Here is a 13498-nt window from a genome sequence, read left to right on the forward strand (position 1 = left end):
CTTACTCCGCACTCATAAACAAAGCCGCCGATTATAGCGATCCGCCAGCCAGGACGCTCGGGTATACTTCGCCCTTCTTTTATAGCTGCCTGGGAAGAAGCCTGCGATGACTGCCACTGCCGCCCCGCTCGACTTATTGTTGCTGCCAACCTGGCTGGTACCGGTCGAACCCGCTGGCGTGGTGCTCAAGGAGCACGGTCTGGGCATCCGCGACGGGCGTATTGCGTTTATCGGCCCACGGGCCGCAGCGCTGAAGCTTTCGGCCAACGAGGTGCGCGAACTGCCCGGCATGCTGCTCAGCCCCGGCCTGATCAACGCCCACGGGCACGCGGCAATGAGCCTGTTCCGGGGCCTGGCCGACGACCTGCCGCTGATGACCTGGCTGGAAAAACATATCTGGCCCGCCGAGGCCAAGTGGGTCGACGAAGCCTTCGTACGCGACGGCACCGACCTGGCCATCGCCGAACAGCTCAAGGGCGGCATCACTTGCTTCTCCGACATGTATTTCTACCCCAAGGTCGCCAGTGACTGCGTGCACAACAGTGGCATGCGAGCGCAGATTGCGATCCCGATCCTGGACTTTCCGATCCCCGGCGCCAGCACGCCCGACGAGGCGATTCGCCAGGGCGTCGAGCTATTCGGCGACCTTAAGCACCACCCGCGCATCAAGATTACCTTCGGCCCCCACGCGCCCTACACCGTGTGCGATGACAACCTGGAGAAAATCCGGGTGATCGCCGAAGAGCTGGACGCCGCGATCCACATGCATGTTCACGAAACCGCCTTTGAAGTGCAGCAAGCGGTCGAGCAGACTGGCGAACGGCCATTAGCGCGCCTGGGTCGCCTCGGGCTGCTGGGCCCGCGCTTCCAGGCCGTTCATATGACCCAAATCAGCGAGGATGACCTGGCTTTGCTGGTAGAAAGCAACACCAGCATCATTCACTGCCCGGAATCCAACCTGAAACTGGCCAGCGGCTTTTGCCCGGTGGAGCGGCTGTGGCAGGCTGGCGTGAACGTGGCCATCGGCACCGATGGCGCCGCCAGCAACAATGACCTCGATCTGCTGGGCGAAACCCGCACCGCAGCGATGCTGGCCAAGGCTGTCGCCGGTTCGGCCACCGCGCTGGATGCCCATCGCGCCCTGCGCATGGCCACCCTCAACGGTGCACGGGCCATGGGCCTGGAAAGCGAGATTGGCTCGCTGGAGGTCGGCAAGGCGGCGGATATCGTCGCCTTCGATCTGTCGGGGCTGGCGCAACAACCGATCTACGATCCGGTCTCGCAGCTTATATATGCCACCGGACGCGATTGTGTGAAACACCTTTGGGTCGCCGGCAAGCAGTTGCTCGACGACCGGCAATTGACCCGCATGGATGAACAACAGTTGACCGCCACGGCCATCGCCTGGGGCCAACGCATCAGCGGGCACAGCGAATAACGAAGGTTTTGAACCCCAGGGTTCAGAACTGACCAAACGATTTATCAGGTTTAGAGGATTCACCATGAGCAACGTCGACCACGCCGAAATCGCCAAATTTGAAGCCCTGGCCCACCGCTGGTGGGACCGCGAGAGCGAGTTCAAGCCGCTGCACGACATCAACCCGCTGCGGGTCAACTGGATTGACGAACGCGTCAACCTGGCCGGCAAGAAGGTGTTGGACGTGGGTTGCGGCGGCGGCATCCTCAGCGAAGCCATGGCCCAGCGCGGCGCGACCGTGATGGGCATCGACATGGGCGAAGCGCCCTTGGCCGTGGCCCAGTTGCACCAACTGGAATCCGGCGTGAGCGTGGAATACCGCCAGATCACTGCCGAAGCCCTGGCCGAAGAGATGCCCGAGCAGTTCGACGTGGTGACCTGCCTGGAAATGCTCGAACACGTACCGGACCCGTCCTCGGTGATCCGCGCATGCTTCCGCATGGTCAAGCCCGGCGGCCAGGTGTTCTTCTCCACCATCAACCGCAACCCCAAGGCCTACCTGTTCGCGATCATCGGCGCCGAATACATCATGAAGCTGCTGCCGCGCGGCACCCATGACTTCAAGAAATTCATCCGCCCGTCCGAGCTGGGCGCCTGGAGCCGCCAGGCCGGGCTGACCGTCAAGGACATCATCGGCCTGACCTACAACCCGCTGACCAAGCACTACAAGCTGGCCAACGACGTTGACGTCAACTACATGATCCAGACCCTGCGCGAGGAGTGAGCCTGTGAAGTTGCGAGCGGTTCTCTTCGACATGGACGGTACCCTGCTGGATACCGCGCCGGACTTTATCGCCATCTGCCAGGCCATGCGCGCCGACCGCGACCTGGCGCCGATCAACCCTCAGCACATCCGCGATGAAATTTCCGGCGGTGCGAAGGCGATGGTGGCCGTGACCTTTTCCATGGACCCGGAATCCCCAGGCTTCGAGGAGCTGCGCCAAGAGTTTCTCGAGCGCTACCTCAAAGGGTGCGCGGTCCACAGCAAACTGTTCGACGGCATGGCCGAGCTGCTGGAGGACATCGAGAAGTCCAAGCTGGTCTGGGGCGTGGTCACCAACAAGCCACTGCGCTTTGCCGAACCGATCATGCAGCAACTGGGCCTGGCCGAGCGCTCGGCGCTGCTGATTTGCCCGGACCATGTGAAGAACAGCAAGCCGGACCCGGAGCCGATGATCCTGGCGTGCAAGATGCTCGACCTGGACCCGGCCAGCGTGCTGTTTGTGGGCGACGACCTGCGCGATATCGAGTCCGGCCGCGACGCCGGCACGCGCACTGCAGCGGTCACCTACGGCTACATCCACCCGGACGACAATCCGCGCCATTGGGGCGCAGATGTAGTGGTGGATCACCCGCTGGAATTGCGCAAGGTGCTGGATAACGCACTGTGCAGTTGCTGAGATCACGGTAGGAAATGGATGCCCTTGTGAGAGGGTGTACCACCTTGAATTTTGTCGAGGCTATTTATGTTTGATTACTCCGCACGCCCAGAACTGCTCAAAGGCCGGGTGATCCTGGTGACCGGCGCCGGTCGCGGGATCGGCGCGGCGGCGGCGAAAACCTACGCCGCCCATGGCGCCACCGTGCTGTTGCTGGGCAAGACCGAAGCCAACCTGGCCCAGGTGTATGACGAAATCGAAGCGGCCGGCCAGCCGCAACCGGTGGTGATTCCGTTCAACCTGGAGACCGCCCTGCCCCATCAATACGATGAGCTGGCCGCGATGATCGAAAAGGAATTCGGCCACCTCGACGGCCTGCTGCACAACGCCTCGATCATCGGCCCACGCACGCCGATCGAGCAGTTGTCCGGTGAGAATTTCATGCGGGTGATGCACGTGAACGTCAACGCGATGTTCATGTTGACCAGCACGCTGTTGCCGCTGCTCAAATTGTCCCAGGATGCGTCGGTGGTGTTCACCTCCAGCAGTGTCGGGCGCAAGGGTCGGGCTTACTGGGGCGCTTATGGCGTGTCGAAGTTTGCGACCGAAGGCTTGATGCAAACCTTGGCTGATGAGCTTGAGGAAGTGGCAGCGGTACGCTCCAACAGCATCAACCCAGGTGGCACGCGCACCAGCATGCGCGCCCAGGCGTATCCAGGGGAAAACCCGATGGAGCGGCCTGCTCCGGAAGAGATCATGCCGGTGTACCTGTACCTGATGGGGCCGGACAGTACCGGCATCAACGGCCAGGCGTTCGACGCGCAATAACAGGCACACTGTAAAACCAAATGTGGGAGGGGGCTTGCCCCCGATTGCAGTGGATCAGTCAACAGATACAGTGACTGTCCCAGCGCTATCGGGGGCAAGCCCCCTCCCACATTTTTTATCGCGGTGTGGGTTAGTTCTTCACCACTTCTTCGAGGGTGAAACGGCCCAGCGGGTTTTGCAGGAAGTTGCTCACGTTCTTGCGTGAGATGTTGATGTACGGGCTGTAGTACAAGTCGATCCAGTTTACGTCCTGTTTCGCCAGCTTCTGCAGTTCCACATACATCTGCTCACGCTTGACCGGGTCCGCCTCGATGCGCGCTTGCGCCACCAGTGCCTTGACCTTGTCGTTCTTGTAACGGGTCATGTAGTTCTGGTTGGTGTCATGGCCCAGCACGAAGGTGGTCTTCTGGTCCGGGTCGAGGATGTCGTTGGTCCAGTACATCACCGAAATGTCGTACTCACCGTCCACCAGCATTTGCCAGCTCTGGGTCGGGTCGACCTTTTGCAGGTTGGCGGTCACGCCGACCTTGGCCAATTGGTCCTTGATGATCACCGCAATCTGCTCGTCGGCTTCGTTGCCGGCGTTGACCACGTAGTTGAGCTTCAAGTCCTTGGCACCGGCCTGTTCCAGCAGCTTCTTCGCAGCGGTCGGGTCATACGGGCGTTGCAGGTTGTTGGCGTAGTGGTACAACGAGCCCTTTGGAATGTAGGAATAAGCCACGGTGCCTTGACCGTAAGTGGCAGTCTTCACCAGCGATTGTTTGTCGATGGCCATGTCCAGCGCCTGACGCACTTCCGGCTTGGCCAGCAGACCGTGATCGTGGTTGATCAGCAGGTGATCTTCACGGGTGGAGGGGTCGGCGTGGATCACCACGTTCTTGTCTTTCTTCAGCTCTTCAACCCGCGAGAAGGGTACGAAGATCGCCGTGTCCAGCTCGTTGTTCTGCACCATGCGCATGCGTGTGTTGTCGTCGGTCACGGAGACCCACTCCACGCCATCCAGGCTCACGTTCTTGGCCTGCCAGAAGTTCGGGTTCTTCTTCAGAATCACCCGATCACCCTTGCGCCACTCATCCACGGTAAACGCGCCGGAAGTCACCGGGTTTTCCGAGTAGGCGTCTTCGCCCATTTTGGTCATGGCTTTTTCCGACAGGATCGACACCGTCGGCGACGCCAATTGCGAGAGGAAGGCTACCGCCGGGGTCTTCAGGGTGACCACCAGGGTTTTCGGGTCCGACGCTTTGGCCGTGTTGATCAGGTTGAACGGATCAGCCCACAGCGAAGCCTTGTTGTCGCGGATGCGCAACAGGCTGAACGCGGCATCGTCAGCGGTGATCGCGGAGCCATCAGAAAACTTCGCATCACGCAGTTTGAAGGTGTAGGTCAGGCCATCCTTGGAAATGTCCCAGCTTTCGGCCAGGCCCGGCTCCATCTTGGTGCCCAGGTTGTCGACACGTACCAGGGTGTCGTAGACGTTGGCGAATACCCAAGTGTCGCGGTTTTGCGCGCTTTTGATCGGGTCGAACGTGGTGCTGTCTTCACGGCAGCCGATGGTCAGGACGCCGGCGGCGTGTGCCAACCCGGCAGTGAGAGACCATGCGGTCAGTGTGGCGGCGGCGAGCAACTTCAAGTGGCGCGATTGCATGTCATAACTCCTTGTTCATGAATGGCAGGGAAGGGTCAAAGCAAAGGTTCTTCAAGCACGCAACTGTACCGATGCTCGTGCAGGAAATGCGTCGGCGGCAACACCACGGAACACAAGGCTCGGGCATGCCGACAACGCGGGTGAAAGGCACAGCCTGTAGGCAAATTCAGCGGGCTCGGCGGTTCACCCGGCAAGGGTTCGGTAGGCAACGGCCGATGGGGATCGATCTCGGGAATCGCCTGGATCAACGCCGCCGTGTATGGGTGACGTGGCGCCGTAAAGACCGCTTCTACCGGGCCTTCCTCGACGATCTTGCCCAGGTACATCACCGCCACGCGGTCACACAGGCGGCGCACGATGGCCAGGTCATGGGCGATGAACAGGATCGCCAGGTTCATGCGCTGTTGCAGTTCCAGCAACAGGTTGATGATCTGGCCCTGGATCGAAACGTCCAGCGCCGCCACGCACTCATCGGCGATGATCAGTCGAGGCTCCACCGCCAGCGCTCGGGCGATGCCAACGCGCTGGCACTGGCCGCCGCTGAGGGAGCCGGGTTTGCGGCTGGCCAGTTCGGGGCGCAGGCCGACCAGGTCGAGCAGTTCATTCACCCGCGCCGGGATCTGCTCCGGCGCGACCTTGCGCTGCACTCGCAGCACTTCGGCAATGGTTTCGCCGATAGTGTGGCGCGGGTTCAGCGCGGCATACGGGTCCTGGAAGATCATTGCGGTTTCATGGCGCAGGCGGGTGATGTCGATGGTGCTGCCATGGGCCATGTCGATGCCATCAAACAACACCTGCCCGGCGCTGATCGGGTTGAGGTGCAAAATGGCGCGGCCCAAGGTGCTTTTACCGCTGCCGGACTCGCCCACCAACCCCAGGGTTTCACCCGCCGCCAGGTTCAGCGACACACCGTTCACCGCCCTGACCCACTGTTTGTTCAAGCCGAACAAACCCGTGCCGGACGCGGCAAACTTCACCTCAAGGTCCTTGATCTGCAACAGACTCATGGGTGCACTCCCAACGGGTAATGACAGGCGACTCGCGCGCCTTCCGGCAGCACCTCGGTGCACAAGGCGCCGACCTGCGGGCAACGCGGGTTGAACCGGCAACCGGCAGGCAATGCGTCCAGCAACGGCGGTTGTCCGGGAATCGTGCGCAGCAAGGCGTGGCCGCTGCTATGGGCGGGCTGGCAGTCAATCAGGCCTGCGGTGTAGGGATGTTGCGGGTGGGCTAGCAGCTCGTATTTGCTGCCGTGCTCACACAGGCGCCCGGCGTACATCACGGCGATGGTGTCGCAGGTTTGCGCGACCACGCCCAAGTCGTGGGTAATCATGATGATCGACAGCCCGCGCTGATCACGCAGGTCCAGCAGCAACCGCAGGATTTGCGCCTGCACCGTCACATCCAGGGCGGTGGTGGGTTCGTCGGCGATCAGCACTTTCGGGTTGCAGCCCAGGGCGACGGCGATCATCGCGCGCTGGCGCATGCCGCCGGAAAACTCGTGAGGGTAGTTGTCGACCCGCGCCTGGGGATCAGGGATGCCCACTTGGCGCAGCACGTCGATGGCCTGCAGCCGCGCGTCTTTTTTCGAGGTGCCTTGGTGCAGGCGAATACCCTCGGCAATCTGCTCACCGATGCGCATCAATGGGTCGAGGTGGCTGCTGGGGTTCTGGAAGATCATGCCCAACTGACCGCCGCGCACGGCACGCATACCGGCGTCATCCAGTGACAGAAGATCCTGGCCAGCCAGCCTTACAGTACCGCCGTGAACCCGCAAATTGGGGGAAGGCAATAAACGCATCAGGCCGCGACAGGCCATGGTTTTGCCCGAGCCGCTTTCCCCGACCAGGCCGAGGATTTCGCCTTCGGCCAAATCGAAGGACACGCGATCGACCAGGGTCACATCACGCCCGGCGTTGTTGGCGATCACACTGAGGTCGCGCACTTGCAACAGGCTCATGAGCGATCCCCCAGCACTTGCGCCACGCCATCAGCGAGCAGGCTGAAACCCATGGCCAAGGTCACGATGGCCAACCCCGGAAAGGTGCAGATCCACCAAGCGGTGGTAATGAAGGCCTGCCCTTCGGCCACCATCGTGCCCCACTCGGCGGTCGGCGGTTGCACGCCCAGGCCCAGGTAACTCACGGCGGCGCCGTTGAGCAGCACCAACACCGCGTCTGACATGGAAAACACGATGGAGCCGAACATCGCATTGGGCAGCAGGTGCCGGAACAGAATCCGCCCATGGCCAAAGCCCAAGCTCTTGGCGGCCAGCGCAAAGTCGCTTTCCTTGAGGACCAGGATCTGCGAGCGGATCAGTCGCGCGTAGGACACCCACCCCACCAGCGCCATGGCGATGTAGAAACTCTTCAGGCCCGGACCGAGAATGGCCATGATAGCCAGCATCAACACCAGGAACGGGAATGCCAGGATCACATCGATCACTCGCATGCAGATACTGTCGAAGCGCCCGCCGATATACCCGGAAACCGCGCCGATGAAGGTGCCGATCATGAACGGGAAAATCACTCCGACGACGGCCAGTTGCAGGTCAATGCGCGCCCCCCAGATCACCCTCGAAAGGATGTCCCGACCGTAATTATCCGTACCAAATGGATGAGCCATGCTGGGGCCGAGCAAGCTGAAATCCGTGTTCTGCGCAATCGGGTCATAAGGCGCGATCCACGGCGCGAACAGCGCAAGCACCAGCCACGCCAGCAAAATCAACAAGCCCCACGCAGCCGTCAGTCGGCCATTGCGAAAGCCGAAGCGCAGGCGCAAGCGCCAAGGAGCAATCAACGGGCGGCTGCTCATTGCATCTTCACCCGTGGGTCAAGGGCCACCGTCACGACGTCAGCGATGAAGTTGACGATCACCGTCGCGCAGGCCAGCACCATGGCCACGCCCTGCACCACCATGTAATCGCGGGTAAAGATCCCGCGCACCAGCAGTTGGCCGATGCCGGGGATGGCGAACAGGCTTTCGATCACCACCGTGCCGCTGATCAGCCAGCCGATGTTCACCGCCAGCAGGTTGACCGCCGGCACCAGGGAATTGGGCAGCACATGACGGCGAAACACCGCGGCTTCCGACAACCCACGTGCCCGGGCGGCGGTCACGTGGTCGGCCTGCAACTCCATCAGCATGCTCGCGCGCAGGTTGCGCACCAGCACTGCCGACAGCGCCAGGGCAATTGTCAGGCAGGGCAAAACCATGTGATGCGCCTTGTCCAGCCAGGTGCGGCCGTAACCGGATACGGGAAACAAGCCCCACTGCACGCTCAGCAACAGGATCAGCATCAAGCCCAGCCAGAACGCCGGCATGCCCAGGCCGACCGTGGTGAACACGCGGATCAGGTTATCCGCCCAACCGCCCTTGTTGCGCGCAGCCAACGTCGCCAGCGGCACCGCGATCAGCAACGCCAGCACCACACTGCCGAGCACCAGCACCAGAGTGGGTTCAATGCGCGTGACGATCAGCTTGAGGGCGTCGACCTTGTACAGCAGCGATTGGCCGAGGTCGCCCTTGAGCAGGTTTTTCAGGAAGTAGAAATATTGCAGCCACAACGGCTGGTCGAGGCCGTACTGGGCGCGGATCTTCAGCAAGGCGTCCGGCGTGCTGCGCGAGCCCAGCAGCGCGCGCGCCGGGTCGCCGGGAATCGAGCGCACCAGCACAAAGGTGATCAGGCTGATGCCAAACAGCACCGGCAGCAATTGCAGCGGCCGGGACAGCACAAAACGGTAGCGCGCCAGGTTCATCCGTCAGCCTCGGTGACGCGAGAGGAAGTCCAGCAGCACCGGGAAATATGCCTGGGGCTCTTCATAAAACGGCATATGGCTGCTGTTGGGGAAGACGTGCAGTTCGGCGTGCCGGGCCGCGAGTTTCATGCGCATGGCGCAGGCGGGGGTGAGTTCGTCGTGCTGGCCGGTGGTGATCAGGATCGGCATCTTGAACTCGGCCATCTCGGGGATGCGGTTCCAGTCCTTGAGGTTGCCGATGTAGAGGAATTCGTTGGGACCTTGCATGGTTTCGTAGGGGCCCATGTTCCAGTCGTCGAGAGAGCGTTTGACCGGTGCAGGCCACTCGTCCAGTCGGCACACGTGTCGGTAGTTGAGCAAGGTAATCGCGGCCTGGTACTGCGGGTGGTCCAGGGTCCCCATGGCTTCGTGACGTTGCATCATGGCCACGGTTTCGCTGCCGAGGGCGCCGCGCAGGCGCTCCAGTTCCTGGGACAGGTGCGGAATGTCACCCACGGTGTTTTCGAGGATCAGGCTTTTCAGCGCGTCGGGGTAGTGGATGGCGTACTCGATACCGAGCCAGCCGCCCCAGGAATGCCCAAGCAGGTGCACGCGGCCCAGACCCAGTGCCTGGCGCACGGTTTCGACTTCTTCGACATAACGGCGGATTTCCCACAGCGAAACGTCGGTGGGTCTGGCTGATGCACCCGTGCCAAGCTGGTCGAATGCAACCACTCGCAGGTTATGGTCTTTGAGCCAGCCATGGGCGTCGCGCAAGTAGTCACACGGCAGGCCTGGCCCGCCGTTGAGGCACAACAGCACCTCATCCCCTTCGCCAAAGCTGTAGACCACGAGGTTATGGCCGTCGACTTGCACGTTGTACTGCTGGTCGGGGGCAATTTCACGCCACATGCAAACATTCCTTGTGTTGTATCGGCCTGGCAGGTAGCGGCCGTTTTATCAGGCCAACACTACCGAGGATGCCGTGCGTCCATAACCTAGTATTTCTTATAGGTTTGGCCTGGCAGTCCTTCGCCGGGGCGTGGCATTCTACTTGCCGCAAGTCGAGATTCAAATGAATTCGGGAGCCGAACGGATGCTGGCCAAGCTGACTGCGTCAAATCACCGCCTGATGCCGGGCAGGAGCCTGGACGAGCAGATGGATAACACGTTTATCCTCGCCCAGCAGTTGGGCTTCGATGCATTGGTGTATGACTACACCCCGGTGCCGATTGACCAGGACGGCACATTGATCACGCCCTCGGTGCTCGCACTGCGCAATACCCCGCCCGACTGGCACGCCCTGTGGTGCAGCGAAGGGTTCTACCAGATCGATCCGGTGCAACATCTGGCCCTGAGTACGGTGTCACCGTTCGTATGGTCCTACGACGTCAAGGCCGATACTCCCCTGCAAAAGATCATCGATCCCTGCCATGCGCCGGTTTCGTCCTACTTGCACGACCAGCAATTGACCTGCGGCGTCAGCGTGCCGATCCACCTGCCCCGTGGCGGCTTCGCCTCGCTGACCGGCCTGCGCACCGGCAACGCCCGCACCGTATTGAAGGATGCGCAGCAGACCTTGTCGGACTTCAGCCTGATTTCCCATGCCTTGCAGGAAGCGGCCTACCCACTGTTCAGCAAGGAACTGCGCACCTATCCGCATATCCGCCTGACCAAACGCGAACGCGAGTGCCTCAAATGGGCCGCCGACGGGCTGACCGCCGCTGAAATCGCCGCGCAATTGAGTCGCTCGCTGGCGGTGGTTACCCTGCACCTGGCCTCGGCGATGCACAAATTGGGGGCCAAGAACCGGGTGCAGGCGGTGGTGCGCGCCACCCATTACCGCCTGCTCGAAGACTGACCGGCGGGAAAACCTAGCTGTTTTGCTAGTTACTTAAATTTCTGCCACGCATTATCGTGTCCCTGATCCTTTTTTCAGAGCAGGGTACGAAATGGAATTCATCGAAAAAATCCGCGAAGGGTATGCGGCGTTTGGCGCCTACCAAACCTGGTACCGCGTCACCGGTGACTTGTCGAGTGGCCGCACGCCCCTGGTGGTTATCCACGGCGGCCCCGGATGCACCCATGATTATGTTGACGCGTTCAAGGACGTCGCCGCCAGCGGTCACGCCGTGATCCACTACGACCAGTTGGGCAACGGCCGCTCCACCCATCTGCCCGACAAAGACCCGTCCTTCTGGACCGTGGGCCTGTTCCTCGAAGAACTCAACAACCTGCTGGACCACCTGCAGATCAGCGATAACTACGCGATCCTCGGCCAATCCTGGGGCGGCATGCTCGGCAGTGAACACGCGATCCTGCAGCCCAAGGGCCTGCGCGCCTTTATCCCCGCCAACTCGCCGACGTGCATGCGCACCTGGGTCAGCGAAGCCAACCGACTGCGCAAATTGTTGCCGGAAGGTGTGCATGAAACCCTGCTCAAACATGAAGCCGCCGGCACTTACCAGGACCCGGAATACCTCGCCGCCTCGCGGGTGTTCTATGACCAGCACGTGTGCCGAGTCATCCCGTGGCCGGAGGAAGTAGCGCGCACATTTGCCGCAGTCGATGCAGACCCGACGGTGTACCACGCCATGAGCGGCCCGACCGAGTTCCATGTGATTGGCAGCTTGAAAGACTGGAAGTCCACTGGCCGCCTGTCGGCGATCAACGTGCCGACGTTGGTGATCTCCGGCCGGCACGACGAGGCGACACCGCTGGTGGTCAAGCCGTTCCTGGATGAAATCGCTGATGTGCGCTGGGCACTGTTTGAAGACTCCAGCCACATGCCCCATGTGGAAGAACGCCAGGCGTGCATGGGGACTGTGGTGAAGTTTTTGGATGAGGTGTGTTCAGCGAAGTACAGGGTACTCAAGGCTGGCTGACCCCCAACGTAGGAGCCGGCTTGCCGGCTCCTACAGGGGTGGCGTTAGACTTCGGAGGTCTCAGGCTTGGTTGTTTTCCTCGGGACATCCGCCACCAATGGAATTTCTCTCCCCTCGGCATCAAACAACTTGCCGCCTTTGAAGTAATCCCCATCGCGCAGTTCCGACACATCACGGAAGCACAAGCTGCGCTCGGTCCCCGCCACAAACACCGACTGCTGGTCCGAATTACCGGCGGTGAAGTGGTTGAATGCCAGGTTCAGCAAGATCGCCATGATTGCCGACGAACTGATGCCCGAATGGAAAATGGTCGCGAACCAGGTCGGGAAGTGATCATAGAAGCTCGGTGCCGCAATCGGGATCATGCCAAAACCGATGGAAGTGGCCACGATGATCAGGTTCATGTTGTTGCGGTAATCCACCTTCGACAGCGTGCGAATGCCACTGGCCGCCACCGTACCAAACAGCACAATCCCGGCCCCGCCCAGTACGGAAGTCGGCACTGCCGCGATCACCCTGCCCATGAAAGGCAACAAGCCGAGAATCACCAGGAACAACCCACCGGTAGCCACCACGAAGCGGCTCTTTACTCCGGTAACCGCCACCAGGCCGACGTTTTGGGCAAAGGCGCTTTGGGTGAATGAACCGAAGATCGGCGCAAACATGCTCGACAGCATGTCGGCGCGCAGGCCGTTGCCCAGGCGTTTGGAGTCGACCTTGGTGTCGATGATTTCGCCTACGGCCAGGATGTCCGCCGAGGTCTCGACCAGGGTCACCATCACCACGATGCACATGGAGATGATCGCGGCAACGTGGAAGGTTGGCATGCCGAAATGGAATGGCGTGGGGAAACCGAACATCGGCCCCTGGGTCACGCCGGAGAAGTCGGCCATGCCGAGGAACACTGCAATCACCGTGCCGATGACCATCGCCAGCAAAATCGACAGTCGCGAAATAGTCGCGCTGCCGATCTTGCTCAGCAGCAACACCAGCACCAGGGTCAGCGCTGCCAGGCCAATGTTGGACATGCTGCCAAAATCCGCCGCGCGACTGTTGCCGCCCATGGCCCAGCGCGCCGCAACGGGCATCAGGGTCAGGCCGATGGTCGTGATCACAATGCCCGTCACCAGCGGCGGGAAAAACTTGGTGATCCGTGAAAACACCGGGGTTATCAGCAACCCGATAAACGACGCGGCCATCACCGCCCCGAGAATCGCCGGCACCCCGCCGGCGCCATCACTGCCGACAATCGCCACCATGGTTGCCACACCGGCAAACGACACGCCCTGCACCAGCGGCAACTGACAGCCAAAAAACGGCAGACCCAAGGTCTGTAACAGCGTGGCCAGGCCACCGGCAAACAGCGACGCCGCGATCAGCAGGCCGATATCCGCCGGGGACAAACCGGCCGCCTGGCCGACAATCAGGGGGACCGCAACAATGCCGCCATACATCGTGAGCACATGCTGCAGGCCGTAAGCCATGTTGGCGGCGACGCCGAGATTCTCATCTTCTGGCCGCTGCGGTGACGCCTTCGGGATAGTCAT

General features: G+C 61.4%; 13 protein-coding genes. 6 read left to right on the top strand and 7 right to left on the bottom strand.

Annotated elements, in window-relative coordinates; genetic code table 11:
• The first annotated feature begins 106 nt into the window (after positions 1-106).
• The 4 genes from WH299_RS09150 to WH299_RS09165 all read left to right on the top strand — a co-directional run bounded on the left by WH299_RS09150 (position 107) and on the right by WH299_RS09165 (position 3684).
• Positions 107-1438, top strand: a complete 1332-nt coding sequence (locus WH299_RS09150) for a TRZ/ATZ family hydrolase (protein ID WP_122725067.1) — start codon at positions 107-109, stop codon at positions 1436-1438.
• A 64-nt stretch (positions 1439-1502) separates the two neighbouring features.
• The gene (gene ubiG / locus WH299_RS09155) at positions 1503-2201 is read left to right on the top strand and encodes a bifunctional 2-polyprenyl-6-hydroxyphenol methylase/3-demethylubiquinol 3-O-methyltransferase UbiG (RefSeq protein ID WP_003189760.1); all 699 of its coding nucleotides are present in this window, start codon (positions 1503-1505) and stop codon (positions 2199-2201) included.
• Between the two features lie 4 nt (positions 2202-2205).
• Positions 2206-2877: an N-acetylmuramic acid 6-phosphate phosphatase MupP gene (mupP, locus tag WH299_RS09160; protein WP_033902529.1), complete on the top strand. Its 672-nt coding sequence runs from the start codon at positions 2206-2208 to the stop codon at positions 2875-2877.
• Between the two features lie 66 nt (positions 2878-2943).
• Entirely contained in the window at positions 2944-3684 is a 741-nt protein-coding gene (locus WH299_RS09165) for a YciK family oxidoreductase (protein WP_339550101.1), read from the top strand.
• A 130-nt stretch (positions 3685-3814) separates the two neighbouring features.
• Here the strand turns inward: WH299_RS09165 and WH299_RS09170 are convergent, their stop codons facing one another.
• Genes WH299_RS09170 through WH299_RS09195 form a run of 6 tightly spaced genes read right to left on the bottom strand, consistent with a single transcriptional unit; the run spans position 3815 to position 9978 of the window.
• Positions 3815-5329: an ABC transporter substrate-binding protein gene (locus tag WH299_RS09170; protein ID WP_028619464.1), complete on the bottom strand. Its 1515-nt coding sequence runs from the start codon at positions 5327-5329 to the stop codon at positions 3815-3817.
• A gap of 35 nt (positions 5330-5364) precedes the next feature.
• Complete coding sequence (locus WH299_RS09175) at positions 5365-6336, bottom strand: ABC transporter ATP-binding protein (protein ID WP_123476268.1); 972 nt, start codon at positions 6334-6336, stop codon at positions 5365-5367.
• Complete coding sequence (locus tag WH299_RS09180; protein ID WP_339550102.1) at positions 6333-7289, bottom strand: ABC transporter ATP-binding protein; 957 nt, start codon at positions 7287-7289, stop codon at positions 6333-6335. The genes WH299_RS09175 and WH299_RS09180 overlap by 4 nt, the downstream gene beginning before the upstream one ends.
• Positions 7286-8143 (bottom strand): ABC transporter permease, encoded by an 858-nt coding sequence (locus tag WH299_RS09185; protein WP_323624006.1) that lies wholly within the window; start codon positions 8141-8143, stop codon positions 7286-7288. The genes WH299_RS09180 and WH299_RS09185 overlap by 4 nt, the downstream gene beginning before the upstream one ends.
• On the bottom strand, positions 8140-9087 hold the full coding sequence (locus tag WH299_RS09190) for an ABC transporter permease (protein WP_095015217.1): 948 nt from the start codon (positions 9085-9087) through the stop codon (positions 8140-8142). Before WH299_RS09190 ends, WH299_RS09185 begins: the two co-directional genes overlap by 4 nt.
• 3 nt (positions 9088-9090) lie before the next feature.
• Positions 9091-9978, bottom strand: coding sequence for a proline iminopeptidase-family hydrolase (locus tag WH299_RS09195; RefSeq protein WP_016975311.1), 888 nt, complete (start codon positions 9976-9978; stop codon positions 9091-9093).
• A 184-nt stretch (positions 9979-10162) separates the two neighbouring features.
• Here WH299_RS09195 and WH299_RS09200 point away from each other — a divergent pair, with 184 nt between their 5' ends.
• Both WH299_RS09200 and WH299_RS09205 read left to right on the top strand, forming a co-directional pair.
• Positions 10163-10927: a LuxR family transcriptional regulator gene (locus WH299_RS09200; RefSeq protein WP_122725055.1), complete on the top strand. Its 765-nt coding sequence runs from the start codon at positions 10163-10165 to the stop codon at positions 10925-10927.
• 91 nt (positions 10928-11018) lie between these two features.
• Complete coding sequence (locus WH299_RS09205) at positions 11019-11951, top strand: proline iminopeptidase-family hydrolase (protein ID WP_122725053.1); 933 nt, start codon at positions 11019-11021, stop codon at positions 11949-11951.
• Positions 11952-11995: 44 nt separating this feature from the next.
• Here the strand turns inward: WH299_RS09205 and WH299_RS09210 are convergent, their stop codons facing one another.
• Positions 11996-13498, bottom strand: coding sequence for a nucleobase:cation symporter-2 family protein (locus WH299_RS09210; protein WP_122725491.1), 1503 nt, complete (start codon positions 13496-13498; stop codon positions 11996-11998).

The organism is Pseudomonas sp. MYb541, from assembly GCF_037479595.1.
Lineage (GTDB): Bacteria > Pseudomonadota > Gammaproteobacteria > Pseudomonadales > Pseudomonadaceae > Aquipseudomonas > Aquipseudomonas canadensis.